Raw genomic sequence first — 25,335 nt, forward strand, 5'->3', positions numbered from 1 at the left:
GGGATTTTCATGACGACTGAACCGTTATTTTTCAAGCCTGTTTTCAAAGAAAGAATTTGGGGCGGGACCGCTTTAGCTGATTTTGGCTATACCATTCCATCACAACGAACAGGAGAGTGCTGGGCTTTTGCCGCGCATCAAAATGGTCAAAGCGTTGTTCAAAACGGAATGTATAAGGGGTTCACGCTCAGCGAATTATGGGAACATCATAGACATTTATTCGGACAGCTTGAAGGGGACCGTTTCCCTCTGCTTACAAAAATATTAGATGCTGACCAGGACTTATCTGTTCAGGTGCATCCGAATGATGAATATGCCAACATACATGAAAACGGCGAGCTTGGAAAAACAGAATGCTGGTACATTATTGATTGCCAAAAAGATGCCGAGATTATTTATGGCCACAATGCAACAACAAAGGAAGAACTAACTACCATGATAGAGCGTGGAGAATGGGATGAGCTCTTGCGCCGTGTAAAGGTAAAGCCGGGGGATTTTTTCTATGTGCCAAGCGGTACTGTTCATGCGATTGGAAAAGGAATTCTTGCTTTGGAGACGCAGCAGAATTCAGACACAACCTACAGATTATATGATTATGACCGAAAAGATGCAGAAGGCAAGCTGCGCGAGCTTCATCTGAAAAAGAGTATCGAAGTGATAGAGGTCCCGTCTATTCCAGAGCGGCAAACAGTTCACCATGAACAAATTGAGGATTTGCTTACAACGACATTAGTTGAATGCGCTTACTTTTCGGTGGGGAAATGGAACTTATCAGGATCAGCAAGCTTAAAGCAGCAAAAACCATTCCTTCTTATCAGTGTGATTGAAGGGGAGGGCCGTATGATCTCTGGTGAGTATGTCTATCCCTTCAAAAAAGGAGATCATATGTTGCTGCCTCACGGTCTTGGAGAATTTAAACTCGAAGGGTATGCCGAATGTATTGTTTCCCATCTGTAACATGGCAGGGCTTGAGAAATAAATTTGCGAGTGAAGACTCCTATTCTCCAGCAATGATCTAACTAAAATAAGAGTTTAATAGTTGGAGAAGAAATGTTACACTCTTTTCTGTATATGGTAAAGAATGAAAAAACACGATTCGGTTGGTAGTCCGGATGCATGATTGATCATGTCAGTAACCTTCCCCTCCTCGGGATGTCCATCATTCTTTATATCTTTTATGAGGAGGGAATCGTTATGAAATTAACGGTTTACTATGATGGTCAGTTTTGGGTAGGCGTTGTTGAAGTTGTGAACAATGGAAAGCTAAGAGCCTTTCGTCATCTTTTTGGCACAGAGCCGAGGGATTCTGAAGTATTAGAGTTTGTTCATAACCAACTTTTGAATATGATGGTCCAAGCTGAGCAGGAAGGAGTTCGTTTACAAGGCAGACGTCAAAAAAAGATCAATCCAAAAAGATTGCAGCGCCAGGTTTCAAAAGAGTTGAAAAACGCCGGAGTAACTTCTAAAGCTCAAGAGGCGATAAAGCTAGAGCTTGAAGCAAGAAAGCAAAAGAAAAAACAAATAACGAAAGAACAACAAGAATATGTAAAAGAGCAAAGGTATATGCTCAAAAAGCAAAAAGCGAAAAAGAAGCACAGAGGTAAATAATCCAAACAAACGCAGGCGCAGTGCCTGCTTTTGTAATTAAGGACTCTACTTTGTAACATATATCCAATGTTTATATTCCGCTGATTTATGATTCAATATAAACCCTAACTTCTCCAAGGTTTTTTGTGAGCCTAGATTATCATGTTCGCATCTTGCGGTGATCCGGGATACTGTTTCTTGGCTTAATGCCCAGTTTATTAGTTTTTGGGCGGCTTCCACACAATAACCTTTGCGGCGATGACTTTTATTTGTTGCAAAACCGATTTCAATCATGCCATTTTCGTCTGGGTCACCTAAAAATCCAGTTCCCCCAACAATTTCATGACTGTCCTTCTTTACAATAATCCATGAATCAAATCCTTTTGTTCCATTGTTTTTGACTAAAATCTCGCGGAAATAAGGTATCGCTTCAAAAAAATCAGAATTTGGCCATTCACCATTTGTTTCATAACCTAAGTCTTTGATAGCCTGATGATCTTGTTTAGACGCGGCGTCAAGAAGGGGAATATCAATCGTTTTTAAACGTAATCGATTCGTTTCAAGGAGAACCATATATCTAATCCTCTTTTCTTTTTACTGGGAATAATGATAACATATAACAATTTCCTCTGATACCTTGGCAGTAGAGAAAGATGAAAAAATTGAGGGGGATTGAAAGAGTGACAGGTGAGAGTTTGCCCAGCCCAAAAACGGGTAGGAAAATGCTGATGTTAATGTGTCCCTACCCGTTTTTCTGTTCCTGAATGCAGGGTTTCTGATAACATGTTGTGCTACCTTTTCGCAATCAAATAAAGCGATATGGCTCTTTGGGTTTGCACAGGATTATGAATGATAATGACCCATTGGTTTCTTCGTCTTGGAAAGCTTGCTACCGCATACAATGGAGCAGTATCGCGCGGAGTGAACCCACCATTTATCACGTTGATATCTCTTCCTTCTAGATGACAAACTAAGTATTCACCTGGATTGATGACCTGTTGGTTCGTCCATGCGTAAGAATAAAAGCCGTCTCCAAGATCTTCGGTGGAAGATGGGGGGACAAAGCCATCTACAGTCAATGTGATTTCTCTTCTTCGTTGTCTTTCTGAAAAGTCTGGACTTCTTTGAGGGTTATGAGTATGTGAAAAGTAAGGAATTAACGCAGGGCCATAAAAGTAATGATACAAAGCAACCACTCCTTTATTTTCCATTCATACAAATTGTATGTGGGAGTTATTTGTTCATTCCTGTTTTGTTCCATGTAGACTAATAATGGGCTATAGGTGTCCAAGGTAATCAATTTGTCCTTTCGTTGTTCAATGCTAGTAACCTTGAAAATGCAGGTTAGGATGATAGAATTTACATATTACTGCAAGAAGTTAGACATACATCATTTTGATAGTGGGTGAAAACGATGGCGAAAAAAATGGCAAAAACAAATGCGGTTCGTCTGATAGAACAGCAGAACATCTCTTATGAGTTATTACGGTATAAAACAGACGGCCAGCCTGTAGATGGCATCTCTGTTTCGGAAAAAATCGGTTATCCTGTGAAATATGTATATAAAACGTTGGTTGCAGTAGCAGGAACAAATCATTATTATGTCTTTGTTGTACCCGTTGCAGAAGAGTTAGATGTAAAAAAGGCAGCAAAGGTGACAGGGGAAAAGAAAATAGAAATGATTGCAATGAAGGAGCTATTAGCGGTAACTGGCTATCTTCGCGGCGGCTGCTCGCCAATTGGCATGAAAAAATTGTTCCCGACCTATATTGATGCATCTGCAGAAACGCTTGATTTTATCATTGTCAGTGCAGGGAAAATCGGTATGCAGCTAAAGTTGGCGCCACAAGATTTAGCCAAATCATGTGATGCCGCATTTGCAAAAATTGTATAGATGCAGATATAGGGGAAACGAAAAAGCTTAGTCATACCGATTAAGCTTTTTCCGTATCTCTTTCAAATATGATTTCAAAATAAGCAGCTGCCCCATACCCATCTATACTGGGAGCGAAAATCTGAACGAATCTCCAGCCTCTTTTCGCATAATCATGGATGATTTGCTGGTAGTCTTCTTTAGGCCTTCTTCTCATCGTGCTCAGCTCAACTCTTACAAATTCATATTCTTTCATCGTTTGATCCCTCCTATTAAGGTATACGTATAATTGAGCAAGAAGTTCCGAAAACCTAGGTTAAGGTCCGAAAGTATATTTCACTCACTAAACAAATACATTTATGCCTGATGCCTGCATGCATCTGGGAAGAGTTAAGGGGCTATAAAAACGAATTTTACCGGGTCAGCAGTCTAAATGAATCTCTTGCTTATTGCATTTGACTGAGTATATAAGTAAAAAAAGAGCGGCCAGAACATAGAAGAAGGAGATGATCATTAACGCACTCATAACAGGGTAGTGTTTAGCGGAGTAGATGAAAAAATCAAGCTGTGAAATTTGTTTGGGGCTGCTGACGGCATCAATTCCATTTAGCAGTTTTGAGAGTTTAGCAGTATAGTTCCAATCAAATCGATCTGAAACAAGCTCGCTTCCTTGATACCAATTAACAGCAGCTAAAAACAGAAATATCATAATAGAAAATCCAAGCTGAAACAACTAAAAATATTCCCTTCACTTTTATATGACCTCCAAATCTATGAATATGGGAAAATCAAACAATATATTATCACCGTATGGGTTATTCTTGCAATTTCACTTTCATACAACTCAAACGCAAGTCTATTTTTTTGTTTGTTTTTGGCTTATAATACCTGATGATGGAAAAAGAGTGCGGGTTTATAGATTAGAGAAACAAATGTATTTCTTAGCATTTTTTATTTGTGGAGAGAGTATAGAAGCATTCGATTAGATCTGCTTTTTCACAGAAACGGTTTTCATCTGTTTGCCTGAGCTTTACAATTGGCTGGCAGAAAAACAATGATTTCTTTCAATCAAAACATGCAACGATGCGACACATTTTATATCTTGATGACTTATCTCATTGCCTTTAAGTCATCCTATCGAGAAAGCGATGGTATTTTATGAACAAAGAAACCCTAAAAAACATACTCATGATTTTTTCAATATGCGCAACCCTCCGAGAAACCGATGGTATGCGCATAGCCGATAGCTGGATTTTGAGTGAGATTATACGATTTTTGATTTGCATGGTTGTGTTTTTTGCCGTGACATTTCTATTAGATGCTGTTTTTCCAAACAAAAAAGAGTCACATTAATGTGTGACTCTTTTTGCATCATCTGATCATAAACATCATAAATGAATCGATCATCATGATGAAGAACAGCAAGCAAAAATAAATAAGCGAGTAGACAAACATATCCTTTGCCCACTTCACGTCATCGTCTGTTTTGAATCCTTTGATGCTTTTTTTGATCCATATGCCTCCGAGAACCAAGGCGGCTAAGAAATAAAATGGGCTTATATGGCCGGTGCCGAGAGAGAAAGGAAATAATAGCGTGACCGGCACCAGGACGGCAATATATTGCATCATTTTTATTTTTGTTACATGGTTGCCTTTGATTACTGGCAAGAGCGGAACGCCAGCGGCACGATATTCCTCTTTGCGTCTTATCCCAATCGCCCAAAAATGCGGCGGCTGCCACAGAAACATAATCGTGTACAACAGCACTGCTGTCATACTGAAGTCACCGGTTACGGCACAATACCCCATCAATGGCGGCGCAGCACCTGGAAAGCTCCCGACAAATGTGCTCCACACAGACGTTCGTTTCACCCATACCGTATAGATGATCGCATAAAAAATAAAGGCGGCCAGTCCGAGAAAGGCCGTTAATGGATTGAGGGAATAAAGCATGGCAAGACCTGCGATTCCTAAAACAGAGCCATATGTTAAGATCATGGCTGGCGGCATTTTCCCTGTGACCGAGGCCCTGCTGCGAGTGCGTGCCATTTTTGCGTCCATATGCCGATCAAAATAGTTGTTATAGACAGTGCCGGAAGCCATCACAAACGCGGTTCCCAACATTGCTGTCACCATTGTCATCAAAAAAGCCATGCCGGTTAACGTTTTTTCTGCGCTTGCAAACGCGATCCAAAACCCGCCGAAGGCTGCTATCGAGTTTGATATGATAATGCCGGGTTTTGCAAGTTTGATAAAATCGTAAATGGTTACCCGGTTCGAAGCTTTTATGTATTTTGTTTCAGATATGGCTGCAGAATCCCTTGTATTCTCCAAAAATAGACGCCTCCCCCAAAACTGCATGCTTTTGTTATCGTAACAAGAGGGAGACGGAATCACAATTATTTCCTATATTTGTCATGATATTGTCATTTTTAAAATAAAAAAATGGGGAGCTGGACTGCCCCCATTTTGATATGCGGCGACTAGTAACCGTAACCTCCGCCATATCCTCCGCCATAACCGCCGCCGTAACCGTACCAAGGGTAGTAAGGCGGTCTCGGGCGCGGGTAGTAATAAGGCGGGCGCGGATAAAACGGGTAGAACGGATAATACGGTCTTGGATAATAAGGCGGATAAAATGGCGGTCTCGGACGCGGATAATAATAAGGCTGTCTTTCATCATAAGGGGTAATTTGTTCAAATGGCTGTTCATTCAAAGGGTAATCCAAGAGGAAAACCTCCCTAGCTTTTTTTATTCCTTTTACCATATTCTTGATGCTTAAGTTGGGTGTATGTACATTTATGAAACTCGGTTTTTTTATGATGAAATTCCTTAAAAAGGATTGACATGAACTTCTAAATCTCATAGTATTACAAATGTGAAATAAATGTTACTACAATGTTACAAAAGCATTTCTAAATAGATACAGTTCCAACTGATGAAGAGTAAATCGAAATGGCTACGAAAGAAGGAGTTTTTGTTGTTGGCAAAAAGAATCAAATGGTTTCATGTATTAATAGCAGTTGTATGTGTGGTGGGCCTTATCGGCTTTTTCCATAATCATTCATTGAAAAAAGAAACGGTCATGAATAAAGTAAGAACTGATTCTCAATATGGGAATGTTGAGATCGCAACGCTTGTGAATGACGGGAAAACTTTTAATTACGCGGTTAACTATCCCGTTTTCAAAAATGAAAAAATGGATTCGGCATTAAAAAGATTCGCAGAAAAAGAGGTTCGTCAATTTCAAAAGGAAACAAAAGACGTTGACCAAGAGCATACGACAAAACGCAACGAATTAAATGTTGATTATAAAATTGTCCATTATGCCAAACAGACAGTGGCGATTGTATTTAATGAATATAAATACATCGGCGGGGCACACGGGCAAACCGTGAAAAAAACGTTTAACTATGATTTTAGTAAACAAGCGTTTCTTTCCATTGATGATATTTTCAAAGAGGACGCTGACTACTTACATAAGCTTTCGTTAATCGCTTATCACGAACTGAAAAAGAATAAGGACATTGCAGCGGACGATGCACTGTTAAAGGAAGGGACGGCTCCGAAAAAAGAAAATTTCAGCCGCTTTGCCATCAAGGAGGATTATATCGAACTTTACTTTGACACATATCAGGTTGCAGCAGGCTATCTTGGAGAGCAATCGATTGCCATTAAGAAAAGTCTTTTGAAAGACATTCTGAAAGAACAATATATTGATAAAGCAAAAAATAAAAATAAAATCAAAGAACAAAAGCCGAAGCATGAAGTGATTTCTTTACCCAAAGAGGAAACGGTTGATCCAAATCAAAAAGTCATTGCGCTTACTTTCGACGACGGCCCGAATCCTGCGACAACAAATCAGATTCTAGACTCCTTGAAGAAATATAAGGGTCATGCCACGTTTTTTGTTTTGGGGAGCAGGGTTCAATATTATCCGGAAACGCTAATAAGAATGCTGAAAGAAGGAAATGAGGTGGGGAACCATTCATGGAGCCATCCACTTCTCACAAGGCTTTCAGTGAAAGAAGCGTTAAAGCAGATCAATGACACGCAAGACATCATTGAAAAAATAAGCGGATACCGCCCGACGCTTGTAAGACCCCCATACGGCGGCATTAATGATGAACTGCGGAGTCAAATGAAAATGGATGTTGCGTTATGGGATGTTGACCCGGAAGATTGGAAAGACCGTAACAAAAAAACAATCGTTGACCGTGTCATGAGTCAGGCGGGAGATGGAAGAACCATTTTAATTCACGATATTTACCGCACCTCTGCTGATGCGGCCGATGAAATTATGAAAAAGCTCACCGATCAAGGATATCAATTGGTGACGGTTTCTCAGCTTGAAGAGGTTAAAAAACAAAGAGAAGCGAAATAAATTACAAAAGGCTGTCCGTACGGACAGCCTTTTTTCTATTTAATAAGAGCCTGTGGTGGCCCAAACATTTAAGTTTGGTCCTGAATACTTGCCAAAAGCGTAAGAAGTCCTTGGATCTAAATCATATACCATCGGTGTATAGCAAGACTTTTGGCCGGCCACCGCTTTTCCATTGCCGCCTGCAGAATCACAATTATATCTCTTTCCGTCCGTGTTTCGGGTAATCTCCGCATTTGCTTCAAAGCCAGACGTCAATGTATTATTCATCGTGATTTTTGCCCAAGCCGTTTTACATGTACTGCTGAATTTAAGCTCGACTACTCCGATGACTTGATTGCTGGCATTCACTAAGTTTGAGGATTTTTTTGTAGAGCCGCTGGACGCACAATCATTGTAATAAGGGCTTTTTCCATCGTAGGCATGGGTTTCCGCATTGGCGGGTACTCCTTTGACGGCAAAAACAAATACTACTGCAAATAACACCAATGAAGCCTTCGTAAACAGTCTTTTCATATCCTTTATGACCTCCTTAATATGGCAAACAATAAATCATACGGAGGAACAATCAAAACATGCATGCTTTTTTGTGAACAATAAAGGCGGCCGGGAGGATGGAGTTCTTGGCCGCCTTTGATGTGAGGTTAAACTTTTACATCAATGGTTTGTCCGAGAGTCGGATGCTGAATCATCTTTAAGGTTTGATCGGCATTTTGCTGGGCGGTGTCCAGCATTTTTTTCGTTAAAGCGATATTAACATTCTGGGCAAGGGATGCTTGATGCATTGCAACTGATAAAGCAGGAATATCCATCGTTCCACCTCCTATGCCTTACCTATCGGCGGGTTTGTATGATTTTACAGTGAAAAATGGCTTAATTTTCGCTGTTGACCCTTACGCTGCGGCATATCGTATGTTTTTGACAAGGAGGTAATCAGGATGAATCTTGTAATGGAAAAGACCTTTGAGCAATACGAAAAGCTGTTTTCAATGGAAGAACAGAAAAGAGAAGATGAATTTCGGTATATGATGATGAGGCCGTTTGAAAGGATGTGGACCGCCATCCAAGTTCCGCTGAAAGCGAAGGAGCCAAACGGCTATGATGTGATCATGGCTGCGAAAATGCTGGGCTATTTGGATGTCCGTGATGCTGAAAGCGGCCAGAAAGCACTGCAAATACTGAAAGAATCACATGTTTCAGAGACAGCTGAATCTGCACTTCGGCAATGCATATTTTTTGCTGAGCGCGAACAGCTGCGGGTGAATGCAGAGGAGATCAAATTCGGCCTTTATATCGCTGATCCAAATAAACTTCAGCTGCAAAAAGGCTACTGCGGGTTTGGCGGGATACCGGGCTTTATTCATGTATGGATTGATCCGAACCGTTATAACCTGCCAAGGATTCCTTCAATTATTGCTCATGAGTTTCATCATAATGTGCGGTTTTCGTATATAGATTTTCATCATGGCTCTGTAAGTGTCGGGGATTATCTTGTGATTGAAGGATTGGCGGAATCATTCGCCAGAGAGCTGTTTGGTACGGAACGATTGGGCCCTTGGGTAACTCGTTTTGATCATGAAGATTTGCAATATTCCATTGATGTGATCAATGAGGTGCTGGATGTGAAAGGATTTTCGGAAGTCAGCCGTTATATGTTTGGTGATCCAATTGCTAACGACCAAGGCTTTAAGCCTGCAGGTTTATCGGCTTTTGCAGGTTATGCGGTTGGCTATCATGCCGTTCAGTTATTTATGAATCAACATCATATCACGATAAGCGAGGCCACACGTTTGGATGCGAAGACCATTCTTTCTCAATGCGGGCTGTTTTCTACATGAAAAAAGCGTCACATACAGCGGCGCTTTTTGATTCCCAAAACCAGCAGTTCTATGGCGGCGCAGGCGGCAATTCCGATTGTATATGCGTCGATATCGCTCCATAAAAAACCGTACCCCAGTACAAGCCCGCCAAGAGAAGTATCCCTAATCTGGTCGATCCATTCGGCATGATAGAGCTGGCTGAATTCAATGACAAAACAGAAAGAAAGACTGATAATGCCCGTTATCATTGTCTTTAGCTTCCGAAATAGAAATCCGCACCCCGTAAAGATCATGGCGGCCCACAACGAGTCTCCCAGATAAGTATTGAGAGTATCAGGAAGAACACTGGAGAATGCTCTGGATCCAAGCCCCAGCCCAATGATCAGTACGGTGAAAACTGCATATATCCAACGATTTCGCTTCATTGCGAATTGATACCCCGTCTCTGCTTCATCTCCCTGTATTGTAAGGAATATAGCTTTTATTTGTCCACTAAAAAAGCGGCTGAATAGCCGCGTAGGGTGTTTATTTTGCTTTTAGGTTTACATGGTCGGCTGTCTGATCCGTGCCTATTACAAAATGGAGTTCATAGCGGCCTGTATCATATACATAATCGATTTCATCGGTAAACGGGACGGTTAACACCCGATTTGCTGGTCCTAATTGCTTCTGCAGCACTTCCGGCGTAACTCCGCCTAAATTCAGCTGCCGTTCCACACCGGTTCCAAAGTAGCGGATTTCTGAAATTGTCATGTCTTTATGATAGGAAAATCCGTAGCCCGGCTGTCCCATATTCCAGTGATATAAATCAAATCGATTGTCTCCACCGACTGGCCTTTCCGGTTCTCCAAACGCAGCGTGGACATCCCCTTTTGTGCTTTTGTTAATGGTAAGGCCTTGCGCCTGCTGAGGCATTTCCCCTTTATAGGCGGTGTTATAGAGGTTTTTGACAAGCTCGGCGGCTGATTGATTCGTGTTTTCTGAGAGCGTGTTTGTTTGAGCTGCGGCCTTTGCCGGTGCTGAAAAGGACGCAGCCCCAAAGCCGGTAAAACAGCTTGTTACTGCTGCCGCAGCGGTAATAGCAGACATTGTCTTTTTCATGTTGATCCCTCCTTATTGATCTACCATCCCGTTTCCCGGTGTTAGTGCAATAAAACATGTGAGTGCGCTTTGTATGTTTTATTGAGTTGTTGTAAGGGAACTGAAATAGGTAATTCGGTATATAAAGCAAGAAAGGGGAATGGAGATGGCTGGCAAGAAAAAAATCACAATAAACGGCGTTGAAATGGAAGCGTCCGAGGAACAGACGGTGCTGCAGCTTTTGAATAACAGCTCGATTGAAGTGCCGCAAGTTTGCTATCATCCAAGCTTAGGACCGATTGAAACATGTGATACGTGCATCGTCAGCATCAATGGTGAGCTGAAGAGGTCGTGCTCCGCTGAATTAAAGGATGGGGATATCATTGATACGCTCTCACCTGACGTGAAAAAAGCGCAGGTCATCGGGATGGACAAGATTTTATATAATCATGAGCTTTATTGTACAGTTTGCGATTACAACAATGGGGGATGCGAAATACATAATACGGTGAAGGAAATGAAAATCAATCACCAAAGCATTCCGTTTGATCACAAGCCATACCATAAGGATGAATCCCATCCGTTTTATCGGTATGATCCAGATCAATGTATTTTGTGCGGACGCTGTGTTGAAGCATGCCAGGACGTTCAGGTAACTGAAACGCTGACCATTGACTGGGAGCGGAAACGCCCGCGCGTCATTTGGGATAACGACGTGCCGATCAATGAGTCGTCATGTGTGTCATGCGGCCATTGTTCAACGGTCTGTCCGTGCAACGCGATGATGGAAAAAGGAATGGAAGGGGAAGCCGGATATTTAACAGGCATCAATAACGAAACGCTGCGACCGATGATCGAGATCACGAAAGGCGTAGAGACAGGCTACGGCTCGATTCTCGCGATTTCTGATATGGAATCTGCTATGCGCGATGAACGAATCAAAAAAACGAAAACCGTCTGCACGTATTGCGGCGTCGGCTGCAGCTTTGATGTCTGGACAAAGGGCAGAGACATTCTGAAAGTAGAGCCACAGGAGGAAGCGCCAGCCAACGGCATTTCTACTTGTGTGAAAGGCAAGTTCGGCTGGGATTTCGTCAACAGCGAAGAACGCCTGACAAAGCCGCTGATCCGTGAAGGTGACCATTTCCGTGAAGCAGAGTGGGAGGAGGCGTTATCGCTGATCGCCAGCAAGTTCACTGAATTAAAAGAGGCGTTTGGCCCGGATTCTCTCGCTTTTATTACATCTTCTAAATGTACAAATGAAGAATCGTATCTTATGCAAAAGCTGGCCAGAGGGGTCATTGGCACAAATAATGTGGACAACTGCTCTCGCTATTGCCAATCTCCTGCGACTGCCGGCCTGTTCCGGACAGTCGGCTATGGCGGTGATTCAGGATCAATTACAGATATCGCGCAAGCGGACCTTGTTTTGATTATCGGTTCGAACACGTCTGAGTCGCATCCAGTCTTATCCACTCGCATTAAACGGGCTCATAAGCTGAGAGGGCAGAAAGTGATCGTCGCGGATATCAGAAAACACGAAATGGCAGAACGCTCCGATTTATTTGTCCAGCCGCGTGCCGGATCGGATATCGTCTGGCTGAATGCGATCGCCAAATATTTAATAGAAAACGGCAAGGCCGATGAACGATTTTTGAGAGAAAGAGTGAACGGACGGGATGAATATGTAAAAAGCCTCGCGCCGTACACACTTGAATATGCTGAGGAGAAAACCGGGATTGATCGAGAAACCCTTATCCAAATGGCAGAGATGATCGGGCAAGCTGACAGTGTGTGCGCATTGTGGGCGATGGGCGTGACACAGCATATTGGAGGAAGCGACACGAGCACGGCGATCTCTAACCTGCTGCTTGTGACAGGAAACTACGGAAAACCGGGAGCAGGTTCTTACCCATTGCGCGGTCATAATAACGTGCAGGGAGCAAGTGACTTCGGGAGTATGCCTGACAGAATGCCAGGCTATGAAAAAGTGACGGATGAACAAGTCCGCCAAAAATACGAGCGTGTGTGGGGTGTGCCGCTGCCGAAAGAGCCGGGTATGACCAACCACGAAATGATTGAAAAAATCCATTCTGGACAGCTGAAAGCGATGTATGTAAAAGGTGAAGAAATGGGCCTGGTGGATTCCAATATCAATCATGTACACGCCGCATATGAAAAGCTTGATTTCTTTGTGGTGCAGGACATTTTCCTTTCACGTACAGCGGAGTTTGCTGATGTGGTTCTTCCTGCGAGCCCAAGCCTTGAAAAAGAAGGAACGTTTACAAACACAGAACGCCGGATTCAGCGTTTGTATCAGGTATTTGAACCGCTGGGTGAATCAAAGCCGGATTGGCAGATTATTATGGAGGTTGCCAATAAGCTTGGCGCCGACTGGCACTATAAGCATCCTGCAGACATTATGGAGGAAGCAGCCAAGCTGTCGCCGATTTATGCCGGTGTCACCTATGAACGTCTTGAGGGCTATAATTCCCTGCAATGGCCTGTAAATGCTGATGGAAAGGATTCGCCTTTACTCTTTACAGAGCGCTTCCCTTTCCCGGACGGCAAGGCCATTCTCTACCCTGTCCAGTGGACAGAGCCTGAGGAATTCGGTGAGGAATATGATATCCATGTCAACAATGGGCGGCTCTTGGAGCATTTCCACGAAGGGAATCTGACTTACAAATCAAAAGGGATTTCGGAGAAAACACCGGAAGTGTTCTTAGAAATTTCTCCTGAGCTTGCGGCAGAACGAGGGATTCAGGACGGAACCCTCGTCAGGCTCACATCGCCTTTCGGAAATGTCAAAGTGAAGTGCCTGATTACTGATCGAGTCAAAGGGAAGGAAGTATATCTGCCAATGAACGATTCAGGGGAAGCGGCGATCAACCTGTTAACAGGCAGCCATGCCGATAAGGATACCGATACGCCTGCTTACAAAGAAACATCGGCCAAGATGGAAATTTTGAAGCACGACGGAATCAGCCCGCTGCCTAAGATCAACCACCGCAACGGCAATCCGCAGCCGCAAATCGGTGTGCAGGTTCAAAAGAAATGGGCGCGGAAGGATTATATTTTCCCTGGTGACGCTGTGAAAAGGGGGATGGGCCATAATGGCTAAAGCGATTAAACGAATCCAAAAAATCGAGGTAACAGAAGAGGATCAGCGAAAGCGTGATTTGCGGGAAATTGAAGATGCTCTAATTGACCACAAAGAAGCGATTCTCGAAACCTTGCATATGCTGGGCCATATGAACGAGCGCGGTGTCCTGCCGTTGCTCCGCGGCCTTTTTGGCCAAGGGGATAAAGTTCTTGATATCCTGGTGAAAAAGGCAGATACAGAGGAAACAGCCAATACGCTGAAAAATCTGCTTCTTCTGTTTGGGACACTCGGCATGCTGGACGTGAAGCAGCTCGAGCCTCTCATTTTGAAAGTGAATGCGGGTGTAGCAAGCGCCGTAGAGCAGAAAAACAGCGAAGAAAAGACAGGTTATTTTGATATTATCCGCTCGCTAAAAGACCCGGAAATCAACAAATCAATTACACTGCTCTTTTCCTTTTTAAAAGGAATGGGACAAGATACAAAGGAGCTGGAACGCACGACGCAGCCTCCGGAACACCAAAAACATCATCAGGAACCCCGAGAGAAAAGAGGAATGAACAAGCGAGATTGACCTCCCGCCCGAGCCGGCTTCAGCCAGCTCGGGTTTTTTTATGAGGTGAGTCTTAGGAACTAGGATGAAATATCTAATTCAGAAACAAGACAAAGTAGCTTTGATTTTGGAAAAATGAAATGACAGCATAGGCCCGTCCAGTATTTTTTCAGTAGAGGATAGATATCTATATCATTGGCTGACCTATAATATGACTGGAAATGATAGAGTAATTTGTTACTTTGTTCTCTGTTAAGAAAAGGAAAAGCGTGATTATAATAGAAAACGATTACTTTAGATGGAGGAACAGCAATGAAAAAAGCATTATTCATTTTGTTTGTGCTAGCGATTGGCTTTGCGCTTTCTGCGTGCAGCAAGTCAAGTGATGCGTCAGCTGAGCAAAAGACAGCAAAGAAAGAAACAACAGCAACAGAAAAGAAAACAGAGGAAAAAAACGAAACCAAAACGGACGAAAAGGTGCATAAAGTAGGCGAAACTTTTAAAGCTTCCAGCACAAATTTCTCGGTCAATAAAGTATATACGACGGCAGAACAAGGTGAATATAAGGCGAAAATAGGAGATAAAGAAAAAACAATAAATCAAAAGGAAGAATTTTTAATAGCTGAGGTATCGATCGAAAATACAAGCGACAAGCCTTTCAATTATACGAGTGGCGGTTTTGAATTGAAAGACAGCAAGGATGAATCGATCAGAGCAAACATAGTATCTACTGCTGACCTGAAAACAAGCCTAAAATCAGGGAAGTTAGCCTCGGGTAAAAAGGTATCAGGCACAGTCAGTTTTGTGATTCCAAAAGGAGAAAAAAACCTTACTCTATCATATAATCCATCATTTTTAAATTTTGAAACAGAGGATATTACATATTTGGTAAAATTGAATTAAGGTACTTTTGAGCATGTCACCGGAAGATCGGAGCATGCTTTTTTTATTTTAAAGAGACTTATGGTATAAAATGGTAGTGAGGTGATCGATTATGCAAACCAAATGGCTGGAACGGGCACAGCGGATTCGGGCCATCGCACAGGCGGGGCTTGCTTTTTCCAAGGATGTGTACGACAGGGAAAGGTACGAAGAGCTAATGAAGCTCAGCGCGGAAATGATGGCGGATTACTCACAGACGGACATTGAAGTTATCACTGATTTATGGAAAAGGGAGAGCGGCTATCCGACACCGAAAGCGGATGTGCGCGGCGCAGTATTCCGAGAGAATCAGATTTTGCTTGTCCGGGAGAAGCATGATGAGCTGTGGTCGCTGCCGGGTGGATTTTGCGAGATTGGTTTATCGCCAGCTGAAAACGTCGTCAAGGAAATCAAAGAAGAGTCGGGGTACGATACAGAGCCGTCTCGATTGCTGGCCGTGCTAGACAGCCATAAACACTCCCATCCCCCTCAGCCTTATCACTATTATAAAATCTTCATCGCATGCAGCATTACGGGCGGGCAGGGGGAAACAGGGATTGAGACGAATCATGCCGCTTTTTTTCCGGAAGACAGACTCCCGCCGCTTTCTCCAAAACGAAACACCCCCTCACAGCTTAGCATGCTGTTTGACTTTTTGCGCCATCCGGACATGAAAACGATATTTGACTAAAAAAGAAAGAGCCTATGGGCTCTTTCTTTTTTATAATGTAATGTGTTTTTCGTTGGCGAGTTTCAGAAGGGTCAAAATAGAATCGGCTTGTTTATGGCCGAGTTTTTGCTTTAATTTGTTTTCTTCAACTAATCGGCTGCCATAAATTTTGACAGAGGCTTTGTCGACGACAGTATGCCAGTTTTCCTGTTTTTTTCCCTCAACAAGCGGTTTTTCATGTCTCTCAGAAAAAGAGAACACAAACAGTACGAATGCAAGTGAAAGTAGGATGCCGACAACTTGTTTTTTGTAATCAGTCTGTGCTGCCACGTTGTTCTCTCCTTCACCTTTTACCTTCTATTTAATCATAGAATCAGCTTATTTTACATAATGGGAAAGTCATTTTTGGAGTTAGTGCATTTGGTTGAAAACAGAGACGTTTTTTGAGCGGAGCGGTGCAATTGAATCCATATTGGATTTGCGTGCTTATGCCTAAGGTCACGTTGTGAGCCAAAACAGCAGTGCAGAATAGAAAAAAATTGAAAGATTATGGTAAGATGAACGAAATTCGAGGGGGAATATATGATGCCTGCATCGAACATCGTGATCGCCTGCCTGCTGTTATCAATTTAATTATTTGTGGTAGTCCCTCTCTTTTTCGAAAGCGGGAGGTGAAGTGGAACATTAATTGCTGAATTCTTTCAAGGGGAGTGACCGTACATGAATGTGTTAAACCGCCGGCAAGCCTTGCAGCGAGCGCTGCTCAATGGGAAAAACAAACAGGATGCGTATCATCCGTTTCCATGGTACGAATCGATGAGAAAGGATGCGCCTGTTTCCTTTGATGAAGAAAATCAAGTGTGGAGCGTTTTTCTTTATGATGATGTCAAAAAAGTTGTTGGGGATAAAGAGCTGTTTTCCAGTTACATGCCGCAGCAGACAAGCTCTATTGGAAATTCCATCATTAACATGGACCCGCCGAAGCATACAAAAATCCGTTCAGTCGTGAATAAAGCCTTTACTCCGCGCGTGATGAAGCAATGGGAACCGAGAATTCAAGAAATCACAGATGAACTGATTCAAAAATGTCAGGGGCGCAGTGAGTTTGACCTTGTTCACGATTTTTCATACCCGCTTCCGGTTATTGTGATATCTGAGCTGCTGGGAGTGCCTTCAGCGCATATGGAACAGTTTAAAGCATGGTCTGATCTTCTGGTCAGTACACCGAAGGATAAAAGTGAAGAAGCTGAAAAAGCCTTTTTGGAAGAACGAGATAAGTGTGAGGAAGAACTGGCCGCGTTTTTTGCCGGCATCATAGAAGAAAAGCGAAACAAACCGGCACAGGATATTATTTCTATTTTAGTGGAAGCGGAAGAAACAGGCGAGAAGCTGTCCGGTGAAGAGCTGATTCCGTTTTGCACGCTGCTGCTGGTGGCCGGAAATGAAACCACAACAAACCTGATTTCAAATGCGATGTACAGCATATTAGAAACGCCAGGCGTTTACGAGGAACTGCGCAGCCATCCTGAACTGATGCCTCAGGCAGTCGAGGAAGCCTTACGTTTCAGAGCGCCCGCCCCGGTTTTGAGACGCATTGCCAAGCGGGATACGGAAATCGGGGGGCACCTGATTAAAGAAGGTGATATGGTTTTGGCGTTTGTGGCATCGGCAAATCGTGATGAAGCGAAGTTTGACAGGCCGCACATGTTTGATATCCACCGCCATCCCAATCCGCATATTGCATTTGGCCATGGCATCCATTTTTGCCTTGGGGCTCCGCTTGCCCGTCTTGAAGCAAATATCGCGTTAACGTCTTTGATTTCTGCTTTTCCTCATATGGAATGCGTCAGTATCACTCCGATTGAAAACAGTGTGATATACGGATTAAAGAGCTTCCGTGTGAAAATGTAATAGATAAGGAGACTGGAGATTCATGAAAAAGTACCATATTTCGATGATCAATATCCCGGCGTACGGACATGTCAATCCTACGCTTGCTTTAGTAGAGAAGCTTTGTGAGAAAGGGCACCGTGTCACGTATGCGACGACTGAGGAGTTTGCGCCCGCTGTTCAGCAAGCCGGTGGCGAAGCATGGATCTATCATACATCCTTGAATATTGATCCTAAGCAAATCAGGGAGATGATGGAAAAGAATGACGCGCCCCTCAGCCTTTTGAAAGAATCACTCAGCATTCTGCCGCAGCTTGAGGAGTTATATAAGGATGATCAGCCTGATCTGATCATCTATGACTTTGTTGCGCTGGCTGGTAAATTGTTTGCTGAAAAGCTTAATGTTCCGGTCATTAAGCTCTGTTCGTCATATGCCCAAAATGAATCCTTTCAGTTAGGAAATGAAGACATGCTGAAAAAAATAAGAGAAGCAGAGGCTGAATTTAAAGCCTACTTGGAGCAAGAGAAGTTGCCGGCTGTTTCATTTGAACAGTTAGCTGTGCCGGAAGCATTAAATATTGTCTTTATGCCGAAGTCTTTTCAGATTCAGCATGAGACGTTCGATGACCGTTTCTGTTTTGTCGGCCCCTCTCTCGGAGAACGAAAGGAACAAGAAGGCCTGTTGATTGACAAGGATGATCGCCCGCTTATGCTGATTTCTTTGGGTACGGCGTTTAACGCATGGCCGGAATTTTACAAGATGTGCATCAAGGCATTTCGGGATTCTTCATGGCAAGTGATCATGTCGGTTGGGAAAACGATTGATCCAGCAAGCTTGGAGGATATTCCTGCTAACTTTACCATTCGCCAAAGTGTGCCGCAGCTTGAGGTGTTAGAGAAAGCTGATTTGTTCATCTCTCATGGCGGGATGAACAGTACGATGGAAGCGATGAACGCAGGTGTGCCGCTTGTCGTCATTCCGCAAATGTATGAGCAAGAGCTCACTGCAAATCGGGTTGATGAATTAGGCCTTGGCGTTTATTTGCCGAAAGAGGAAGTGACTGTTTCCAGCCTGCAGGAAGCGGTTCAGGCTGTATCCAGTGATCAAGAGCTGCTCAGCCGCGTCAAGAATATGCAAAAAGATGTAAAAGAAGCTGGCGGAGCGGAGCGTGCGGCAGCTGAGATTGAAGCGTTTATGAAAAAATCCACTGTCCCGCAGTAAAAACATAAAAACCGAAATCAAATTGATTTCGGTTTTCTGTTTAAATATTTTTTTTCATCCCGCATCTCCGGCATTCTCTAAGAAATTTTCCGCCTTTTACAGAGCTTTTGAACAGTGTGTAATCACAGTTGTCGCAGCGCCCGCTGCGGGCGTCCGGATATTCATTGAATTCGTAAACGATCGATGTATCGTAGCCTTTTGTTTCATATTCTTCTTTTTTTGTTTCCATGTCGATCCTCCGTTACAAGACGTGTCTGCTGTTTATCTTACAGCAAGCTTCCGGCGTATTCAATGGATTTTAGAGGTTTGGGTTTATCTTGATTTCTCCCTTGGTTTGCGCCAAAATAGCTTTAATAAGCTTGTATACATAAAAAGCCTATGCAAAGAGGAGAGGAAACGGGTATGGGAAAAGGGTTACTTGGAAAACGCGTGGCAATCGGTGGCTCACGAAAAACGGAAGAAATCAGTACAATCATTGAAAAACAGGGCGGAATACCTGTCATCCGGCCTCTCCAAGGTACAGTTTACTTAGCAGAGAAGCAGGTGGAGCCGGATTTGCGGACGTTTGCGGAAGAAAAAGCTGACTGGGTCATTTTCACGACAGGCATCGGGTTGGAGACTCTTGTTGATATGGCAGAGAAAATTGGACTGAAAGATGAGTTTCTGCAGGCCATTCGCCAAGCGAAAGCGGCATGCAGGGGATACAAAACGCTGTCTGCGCTGAAAAAGCTTGGGATCACACCGGAAGCTTCGGATGAAGACGGGACAACAAGAGGCTTAATCCGTTCTTTGGAGCCTCACGACTTTTCAGGAAAAACAGTCATGGTGCAGCTTCATGGCGAAAAAGCGCCGGCTCTCATGGCATTTCTTGAAGAAAAAGGCGCGTTTGTCCTGCCGATTCTGCCTTATCAGCACATCCCGCCGGAGGAGGAAACGGTGGAGCGGTTATGCCGAGAGCTGATGAACGGTGAGGTCGATGCCGTTTGTTTTACAACGGCCATTCAGGTTCGTTCCCTGTTTGATTTTGCTAAGGGGCGAGGTTATATCAATGAAGTGAAGAAGGTATTCGAAGAACGCGCCATCGCAGCTGCTGTCGGAAAAGTGACTGCTGAAGCACTGCGGGAAGAGGGCATTACGAGACTGCTTGCGCCAGAGATTGAGCGGATGGGTGCGATGATTGTTGAGCTGGCCAAGTATTATGAAGAAAAGGAATAACAAGTACAAAAGCCGCTTTTCCCTCGGAAAGCGGCTTTTGTCTGTCATTCATTCTGCTTCAGCTGCTGATGAACGGTGAATAATGATGGGTATGTCAGCACGCTTAAGATTACACAAGTCAGCGCGGCTGAGGCCATCGTTGTAAACACGATTAAGAGCTGAAAGCGTACTGCCTGAATCGGGTCCGCGCCGGCTAGAATCTGGCCAGTCATCATGCCGGGAAGCTGGACAAGACCCAGTGTTTTCTGGCTTTCGAGCGTCGGGATCATACTCATTTTCATCGCTGAAGTAAGAATGCGCTGTATGGATTGCTTCGGTGTGCCGCCAAGTGACAATATTAATTGAATTTCTTCTTTGCGAACGCCGACTTCTGAGTTGAGCCGGTTTAGAAACAAACTTGAGAGCACCATCGAATTTCCAATGACCATCCCGCTGATCGGAATGACATATCGTGCCGTAAGCGGAATGATATGAAGAGACAGCAGAATTCCCTGCGTCACAATTTCTACGATTGCTAACGCGGCAAACACCCTCCAAAACGAACCGATTGCATTTTTCTTTCGCTTGATGACATTTTGCGCCGCCACCGCGAGCATTAACATCACCATCAGCAGGATAAAAACAGGATGGTCTCCGCGAAAAATCAGCGACAAAACATAACCGATGATAAGCAGCTGCACCGCGGCCCGGATGGTGGCGATGATCATGTCTTTTTCTATACCGGCTTTAAAGGATTTTGATAAAAACAAGGCGATCAAAACAAAGATCATCGTTAAAGAGAGAGAAAGGTAATCCATTACCTAGTGCCTCCCTTCAAAAATTCTTTCGCTGCTTCATGCTGCGGAGCGGAGAAAAATGTTTCGGTTTCAGCGATTTCAAGCAGCCGGCCATCTGCCATAAACCAAATGGTATCTGCTACTCGTTTTGCCTGCTCCATATTATGAGTGACCCACATGACTGTCCATTTTTTCTCTTGATGCTGACGTTTGATCAGTTCTTCAATCTCAAGAGCAGAAACCGGGTCCAAGGCCGACGTGATTTCGTCCAACAATAGAATGGAGGAAGGATTTGAGAGCGTTCTGGCCAGTGACAGTCTTTGCCGCTGCCCGCCCGATAAGTCTCTGGCGCTTCTGTCTAACAGCTCTGGCGGCAGCCCTGCAAGAGAAGCCAGCTTTTCAGGAGAGTACAGCTGGGATTGATGCAGCCTTTGTACAAGACTTAAATTGTCACGCACTGTCCCGTCGAGCACGGGAGCCGATTGAAACGCGAGGGCTGCCGTTCGCCTCAGCTCATTGACATTCCATTCTCTGACTTCCTTTCCGTATATGTTGACTTCGCCGCTGTCAGGCGTTCTCATTAAATTACACATAGAAAGGAGGGTGCTTTTGCCTGAGCCGGAAGGACCTAAAACGGCTACGAGTGCACCCTGTTGAATGTCACCGGTGACATCCTGCAGCACATCATAGGTTTGTCCATCTTGTTTATAGCTTTTTCTGACTGATCTGAAGGAGATGGCTGGTATGTTTTGTGTTTGATCGTTTGCTTCCATTACAATAATCACCTTTCAATATAAGTAGGCTGACATTATATTTAACTATAACGTGAAACAGATCCCTTTTGGTAGCACAAATAAAGGAGAACAGGCTTTCACCCATTCTCCTGCAAATGCTACGCAGTCAGATTTGACTGTGCTTTCTTTTTCGGTTTTCTCGGCTGTGAAGCGAAGGTATGTAACATCATCCCTGCTATTATAATGAATAAACCGGCAAATGATAAAAGAGATGGGAAAACGCCTGACAGCAGAACAATTTCACCCAGCAGCGCGAAAATCACTTCACCGGATTGAGTGGCTTCAACAGCTGCGAGTTTTTGAGGATTGTCTCTTACCATATCAGTGGCCCAGAAAAATAAAATCGTCGCAATGATGCCTGAGCTGATGGCAACGATAAGGATTGAACGGTTTGACTTGCTGTGGAAGGCCATCTGACCACCAGCCGTAAGCTGCTAATATAAGCCAGAATGGAAGGCTTGCCAATGTCATTCCAAGCACGCGCTGAAATGTATCAAGCCGGCCTCCGTATTCTTCGAGCATTCTCCTGTTTCCTAACGGATAGGCAAAAGCCGCAATGACAACCGGCAGCACACTGAAAAGAAGAGTGAAGCCAATATTCCAATAACGATAGCTTTCATGATATCCCTCATTCTGGCATTATTTTTTTATACTATTCGGTATCATGCAGATCAATGGAATCATGAGAAAAACATCATGTTTTGCGAACCGCAATGTGTGGAAGACAAAAAAGGGAGGTGAAATTGATGGAAAGAGAGACACAGACATACTTATTTTCGGATGACGGCAGGATTCCGAATCACCCTGATTTTCCGCTCGTGGTGTATCAAAACGCGCTTAAGGACACCGGACTGGCAGAGCGGATCGTCACCCGGCATGGCTGGTCAAACAGCTGGTCAGGGAGTGTTTTTCCATACCATCATTATCACAGCAATACGCATGAAGTCCTGATTGCCCTTAGGGGAGAAGCTGTGATTCAGTTTGGGGGAGAAAAAGGGGCTGCCATCCCTTTCAAATCAGGCGACGCAGTCGTGATTCCAGCCGGAGTCGGACATAAAAAGCTCAGCTCAAGCCCCGATTTTACTGTCCTTGGCGCCTATCCCGGAGGCGTTCAGTATGATATGAAGACGGGGAAGCCGAATGAGCGGGAGGAAGCGCTCAAACAGATTAAGCAGGCGGCGTTGCCGGCGAATGATCCGATCACAGGAAAAAGAGAGCCTCTATTGGAAATATGGGTAAAGTGAAGGGGAGAAATTGCTGGATTGTCAATAACTAGTGCCGCAGAAACGATATGACATGAGCTCCATATAAATTAATTTCATAATCGAAGCAATTCACGTTCAAATTTTGTTCAAAAAGTGTTATCATATAGAAGGTAATCGAATTGGAGTTTTTTGTGTTTGCTATTTTCAGAGAGAGTAAAGGATTTTGACTTATTCAATTGTTTATTTTTAGATAAAAATAATACTGAATATGGCAAGATGAAAAACTGGGTAGTAAACATTTATTTTTGTAAATGATTGTGCACGAATTCACAATCCTTATTCTTATGCCTTAAAAGCGTGAGACAGGGAGAGGCACTACCCTTTCCAAAAAAATCAGCAAACTGCTTATAGTAAAGGAGAATTGGATATGCCAGAAACAATCGATCAAACAAATGCGTCTGTCAGCCAAAGCCAGCAAGATCTTATTGATCAGCTATTAAAGCCAGAAGTTCAAGAATCATTGACTGTTTTAGTTGACCAGCTTCCGAAGCTGACTGAGTTAGTGAATATTTTAACGAAGTCTTATGATTTCGCTCAGTCTGTAGCGACTGACGAAGTGTTAAAGAGCGACACAGTCGGTGCGATCACTGAAATTCTCGAGCCTGTAAAAGAAACAGCGAAAGAAGTAGCTGCGACTGCGATCGAAGCAAAAGACCGCGCGGAAGCAAGCAACGAAACAATTGGACTTTTCGGCCTTCTTCGCATGCTGAAAGATCCTCAAGCTCAAAAGCTGTTCCGTTTTGCTAACAGCTACCTTGAAGTCATGAACGAACGCGAAAACCAAAAATAATCTCAGATTCAAATTGATATAAAGGACGGAGGATATACGATGTCAAAACATATTGTCATTCTAGGCGCTGGTTATGGCGGAGTTCTTTCTGCTCTAACAGTTCGCAAACATTACACAAAAGAACAAGCACGCGTGACAGTGGTAAACAAATACCCAACTCACCAAATCATTACGGAATTACACCGCCTTGCTGCAGGCAACGTGTCTGAAAAAGCGGTTGCAATGCCATTAGAAAAACTTTTCAAAGGCAAAGACATTGATCTTAAAATTGCGGAAGTAAGCTCTTTCTCTGTTGATAAAAAAGAAGTTGCGCTTGCTGACGGTTCTACATTAACTTACGATGCGCTTGTTGTAGGTCTTGGTTCTGTAACGGCTTACTTCGGCATCCCAGGTCTTGAAGAAAACAGCATGGTATTGAAATCTGCTGCTGATGCGAACAAAGTCTTCCAACATGTTGAAGATCGTGTGCGCGAGTACTCTAAAACGAAAAACGAAGCAGATGCAACAATCCTTATCGGCGGCGGCGGCTTAACAGGTGTTGAGCTTGTTGGTGAGCTTGCTGACATCATGCCGAACCTTGCGAAAAAATACGGCGTAGACCATAAAGAAATCAAATTGAAACTTGTTGAAGCAGGTCCGAAAATCCTTCCTGTTCTTCCGGATGATCTTATCGAGCGTGCGACTGCAAGCCTTGAAAAACGCGGCGTTGAGTTCTTAACAGGTCTTCCTGTTACAAATGTAGAAGGAAACGTAATTGATCTGAAAGACGGATCTAAAGTTGTTGCCAACACATTTGTTTGGACTGGCGGCGTACAAGGTAACCCATTAGTCGGTGAATCAGGCCTAGAAGTGAACCGCGGACGCGCGACTGTAAACGACTTCCTGCAATCTACATCTCATGAAGATGTATTCGTTGCTGGAGACAGCGCCGTTTACTTCGGACCAGACGGCCGTCCATACCCGCCAACTGCACAAATCGCATGGCAAATGGGTGAGCTGATCGGTTACAACCTATTCGCTTACCTGGAAGGCAAAACACTTGAAACATTCAAGCCAGTTAACTCTGGTACACTTGCAAGCCTTGGACGCAAAGACGCGGTTGCCATTATTGGTGCAAATTCTACACCGCTTAAAGGTCTTCCTGCTTCCTTGATGAAAGAAGCAAGTAACGTACGCTACTTAACACACATTAAAGGACTTTTCAGCCTGGCTTACTAATCCTTTTTATGAATTTGACATTGCCAAAAGCGTTCCTTTCCGGGTGCTTTCTGGCAATGTCTTTTTTTTTGTTTATATGCTAACGTTAACATTTCATTTTCAAAAAAGAGATTGATCCCAGAGGAATATAAAGGTAAAATAGATACAAATCAAAATGTTAACGTTAACATTTTGAA

27 protein-coding genes and 3 pseudogenes are annotated in these 25,335 nt (G+C 43.6%); 15 read left to right on the top strand and 15 right to left on the bottom strand.

Annotated features, from left to right (window positions below; all coding sequences use genetic code 11):
* Positions 1 to 9 precede the first annotated feature (9 nt).
* Both manA and AC07VD_RS07100 read left to right on the top strand, forming a co-directional pair.
* Positions 10 to 957, top strand: a complete 948-nt coding sequence (gene manA, locus AC07VD_RS07095; protein WP_015383390.1) for a mannose-6-phosphate isomerase, class I — start codon at positions 10 to 12, stop codon at positions 955 to 957.
* A 169-nt stretch (positions 958 to 1,126) separates the two neighbouring features.
* Positions 1,127 to 1,608 (top strand): annotated as a pseudogene (locus tag AC07VD_RS07100) (YjdF family protein).
* 45 nt (positions 1,609 to 1,653) lie between these two features.
* On the opposite strand, the gene AC07VD_RS07105 reads toward AC07VD_RS07100, so the two are convergent.
* Positions 1,654 to 2,160, bottom strand: a complete 507-nt coding sequence (locus tag AC07VD_RS07105; protein ID WP_167559944.1) for a GNAT family N-acetyltransferase — start codon at positions 2,158 to 2,160, stop codon at positions 1,654 to 1,656.
* A gap of 218 nt (positions 2,161 to 2,378) precedes the next feature.
* On the bottom strand, positions 2,379 to 2,774 hold the full coding sequence (locus AC07VD_RS07110; RefSeq protein ID WP_009967031.1) for a hypothetical protein: 396 nt from the start codon (positions 2,772 to 2,774) through the stop codon (positions 2,379 to 2,381).
* 227 nt (positions 2,775 to 3,001) lie between these two features.
* On the opposite strand from AC07VD_RS07110, the gene ybaK reads away from it, so the two are divergent.
* Positions 3,002 to 3,481: a Cys-tRNA(Pro) deacylase gene (gene ybaK / locus AC07VD_RS07115; protein ID WP_494721672.1), complete on the top strand. Its 480-nt coding sequence runs from the start codon at positions 3,002 to 3,004 to the stop codon at positions 3,479 to 3,481.
* A 40-nt stretch (positions 3,482 to 3,521) separates the two neighbouring features.
* Here ybaK and AC07VD_RS07120 read toward each other — a convergent pair whose 3' ends face one another.
* The 4 genes and pseudogenes from AC07VD_RS07120 to cotT form a co-directional block, all read right to left on the bottom strand.
* Positions 3,522 to 3,716, bottom strand: a complete 195-nt coding sequence (locus AC07VD_RS07120) for a DUF4177 domain-containing protein (protein ID WP_024572451.1) — start codon at positions 3,714 to 3,716, stop codon at positions 3,522 to 3,524.
* Between the two features lie 165 nt (positions 3,717 to 3,881).
* Positions 3,882 to 4,212, bottom strand: a pseudogene (locus tag AC07VD_RS07125) (YjdJ family protein).
* A 619-nt stretch (positions 4,213 to 4,831) separates the two neighbouring features.
* Positions 4,832 to 5,821 carry a heme o synthase gene (cyoE, locus tag AC07VD_RS07130; RefSeq protein ID WP_167560994.1) on the bottom strand — a complete coding sequence of 330 codons (990 nt, stop codon included), beginning with the start codon at positions 5,819 to 5,821 and terminating at the stop codon, positions 4,832 to 4,834.
* A 122-nt stretch (positions 5,822 to 5,943) separates the two neighbouring features.
* Complete coding sequence (cotT, locus tag AC07VD_RS07135) at positions 5,944 to 6,189, bottom strand: spore coat protein CotT (protein WP_029946224.1); 246 nt, start codon at positions 6,187 to 6,189, stop codon at positions 5,944 to 5,946.
* A 252-nt stretch (positions 6,190 to 6,441) separates the two neighbouring features.
* Between cotT and pdaC the strand changes: the two genes are divergently transcribed.
* A complete protein-coding gene (gene pdaC, locus AC07VD_RS07140) occupies positions 6,442 to 7,845 on the top strand; it encodes a peptidoglycan-N-acetylmuramic acid deacetylase PdaC (RefSeq protein ID WP_032725486.1) in 1,404 nt (467 codons plus the stop codon).
* Positions 7,846 to 7,884: 39 nt separating this feature from the next.
* Here the strand turns inward: pdaC and AC07VD_RS07145 are convergent, their stop codons facing one another.
* Both AC07VD_RS07145 and AC07VD_RS07150 read right to left on the bottom strand, forming a co-directional pair.
* Entirely contained in the window at positions 7,885 to 8,358 is a 474-nt protein-coding gene (locus AC07VD_RS07145) for a YjfA family protein (protein ID WP_014663593.1), read from the bottom strand.
* Positions 8,359 to 8,486: 128 nt separating this feature from the next.
* Positions 8,487 to 8,654, bottom strand: a complete 168-nt coding sequence (locus AC07VD_RS07150) for a YjfB family protein (protein WP_015252312.1) — start codon at positions 8,652 to 8,654, stop codon at positions 8,487 to 8,489.
* A gap of 126 nt (positions 8,655 to 8,780) precedes the next feature.
* On the opposite strand from AC07VD_RS07150, the gene AC07VD_RS07155 reads away from it, so the two are divergent.
* Positions 8,781 to 9,680: a DUF2268 domain-containing putative Zn-dependent protease gene (locus AC07VD_RS07155; protein WP_217017545.1), complete on the top strand. Its 900-nt coding sequence runs from the start codon at positions 8,781 to 8,783 to the stop codon at positions 9,678 to 9,680.
* Between the two features lie 8 nt (positions 9,681 to 9,688).
* Here AC07VD_RS07155 and AC07VD_RS07160 read toward each other — a convergent pair whose 3' ends face one another.
* Positions 9,689 to 10,087, bottom strand: coding sequence for a ribosomal maturation YjgA family protein (locus tag AC07VD_RS07160; protein ID WP_038828763.1), 399 nt, complete (start codon positions 10,085 to 10,087; stop codon positions 9,689 to 9,691).
* Between the two features lie 100 nt (positions 10,088 to 10,187).
* Entirely contained in the window at positions 10,188 to 10,763 is a 576-nt protein-coding gene (locus AC07VD_RS07165; protein WP_014476503.1) for a YjgB family protein, read from the bottom strand.
* A 145-nt stretch (positions 10,764 to 10,908) separates the two neighbouring features.
* Between AC07VD_RS07165 and fdhF the strand changes: the two genes are divergently transcribed.
* From fdhF to AC07VD_RS07185, 4 genes are all read left to right on the top strand, one after another.
* Positions 10,909 to 13,866 (top strand): formate dehydrogenase subunit alpha, encoded by a 2,958-nt coding sequence (gene fdhF / locus AC07VD_RS07170; protein WP_064671265.1) that lies wholly within the window; start codon positions 10,909 to 10,911, stop codon positions 13,864 to 13,866.
* A complete protein-coding gene (locus AC07VD_RS07175; protein ID WP_003232799.1) occupies positions 13,859 to 14,419 on the top strand; it encodes a helical membrane plugin domain-containing protein in 561 nt (186 codons plus the stop codon). The genes fdhF and AC07VD_RS07175 overlap by 8 nt, the downstream gene beginning before the upstream one ends.
* A gap of 291 nt (positions 14,420 to 14,710) precedes the next feature.
* Positions 14,711 to 15,301, top strand: a complete 591-nt coding sequence (locus AC07VD_RS07180; RefSeq protein ID WP_124059741.1) for a DUF4352 domain-containing protein — start codon at positions 14,711 to 14,713, stop codon at positions 15,299 to 15,301.
* Between the two features lie 91 nt (positions 15,302 to 15,392).
* Positions 15,393 to 16,010 (top strand): NUDIX hydrolase, encoded by a 618-nt coding sequence (locus AC07VD_RS07185; protein ID WP_101169462.1) that lies wholly within the window; start codon positions 15,393 to 15,395, stop codon positions 16,008 to 16,010.
* 30 nt (positions 16,011 to 16,040) lie between these two features.
* Here AC07VD_RS07185 and AC07VD_RS07190 read toward each other — a convergent pair whose 3' ends face one another.
* Positions 16,041 to 16,319: a hypothetical protein gene (locus AC07VD_RS07190; protein WP_003232791.1), complete on the bottom strand. Its 279-nt coding sequence runs from the start codon at positions 16,317 to 16,319 to the stop codon at positions 16,041 to 16,043.
* 390 nt (positions 16,320 to 16,709) lie between these two features.
* Here AC07VD_RS07190 and yjiB point away from each other — a divergent pair, with 390 nt between their 5' ends.
* A complete protein-coding gene (gene yjiB, locus AC07VD_RS07195; RefSeq protein ID WP_124059742.1) occupies positions 16,710 to 17,900 on the top strand; it encodes a monooxygenase YjiB in 1,191 nt (396 codons plus the stop codon).
* A gap of 22 nt (positions 17,901 to 17,922) precedes the next feature.
* Complete coding sequence (locus tag AC07VD_RS07200) at positions 17,923 to 19,101, top strand: glycosyltransferase (RefSeq protein WP_124059743.1); 1,179 nt, start codon at positions 17,923 to 17,925, stop codon at positions 19,099 to 19,101.
* A 40-nt stretch (positions 19,102 to 19,141) separates the two neighbouring features.
* Here the strand turns inward: AC07VD_RS07200 and AC07VD_RS07205 are convergent, their stop codons facing one another.
* A complete protein-coding gene (locus AC07VD_RS07205; protein WP_003232781.1) occupies positions 19,142 to 19,330 on the bottom strand; it encodes a DUF8096 family protein in 189 nt (62 codons plus the stop codon).
* A gap of 173 nt (positions 19,331 to 19,503) precedes the next feature.
* On the opposite strand from AC07VD_RS07205, the gene AC07VD_RS07210 reads away from it, so the two are divergent.
* A complete protein-coding gene (locus AC07VD_RS07210; RefSeq protein ID WP_124059744.1) occupies positions 19,504 to 20,316 on the top strand; it encodes a uroporphyrinogen-III synthase in 813 nt (270 codons plus the stop codon).
* Positions 20,317 to 20,360: 44 nt separating this feature from the next.
* On the opposite strand, the gene AC07VD_RS07215 is transcribed toward AC07VD_RS07210, so the two are convergent.
* The 3 genes and pseudogenes from AC07VD_RS07215 to AC07VD_RS07225 all read right to left on the bottom strand — a co-directional run.
* Positions 20,361 to 21,113, bottom strand: a complete 753-nt coding sequence (locus AC07VD_RS07215) for an ABC transporter permease (RefSeq protein WP_124059745.1) — start codon at positions 21,111 to 21,113, stop codon at positions 20,361 to 20,363.
* The gene (locus tag AC07VD_RS07220) at positions 21,113 to 21,865 is read right to left on the bottom strand and encodes an ABC transporter ATP-binding protein (RefSeq protein WP_042974221.1); all 753 of its coding nucleotides are present in this window, start codon (positions 21,863 to 21,865) and stop codon (positions 21,113 to 21,115) included. Before AC07VD_RS07220 ends, AC07VD_RS07215 begins: the two co-directional genes overlap by 1 nt.
* A gap of 119 nt (positions 21,866 to 21,984) precedes the next feature.
* Positions 21,985 to 22,480 (bottom strand): annotated as a pseudogene (locus AC07VD_RS07225) (multidrug resistance efflux transporter family protein); the annotation flags it as partial.
* A 152-nt stretch (positions 22,481 to 22,632) separates the two neighbouring features.
* Between AC07VD_RS07225 and AC07VD_RS07230 the strand changes: the two are divergent.
* The 3 genes from AC07VD_RS07230 to AC07VD_RS07240 all read left to right on the top strand — a co-directional run bounded on the left by AC07VD_RS07230 (position 22,633) and on the right by AC07VD_RS07240 (position 25,159).
* A complete protein-coding gene (locus AC07VD_RS07230) occupies positions 22,633 to 23,130 on the top strand; it encodes a cupin domain-containing protein (protein WP_124059746.1) in 498 nt (165 codons plus the stop codon).
* Between the two features lie 388 nt (positions 23,131 to 23,518).
* On the top strand, positions 23,519 to 23,941 hold the full coding sequence (locus AC07VD_RS07235) for a helical membrane plugin domain-containing protein (RefSeq protein WP_003220510.1): 423 nt from the start codon (positions 23,519 to 23,521) through the stop codon (positions 23,939 to 23,941).
* Between the two features lie 39 nt (positions 23,942 to 23,980).
* Positions 23,981 to 25,159 carry an NAD(P)/FAD-dependent oxidoreductase gene (locus AC07VD_RS07240; protein WP_003232765.1) on the top strand — a complete coding sequence of 393 codons (1,179 nt, stop codon included), beginning with the start codon at positions 23,981 to 23,983 and terminating at the stop codon, positions 25,157 to 25,159.
* Positions 25,160 to 25,335 lie beyond the last annotated feature (176 nt).

Source organism: Bacillus sp. GW821-FHT01G09 (genome assembly GCF_059422205.1).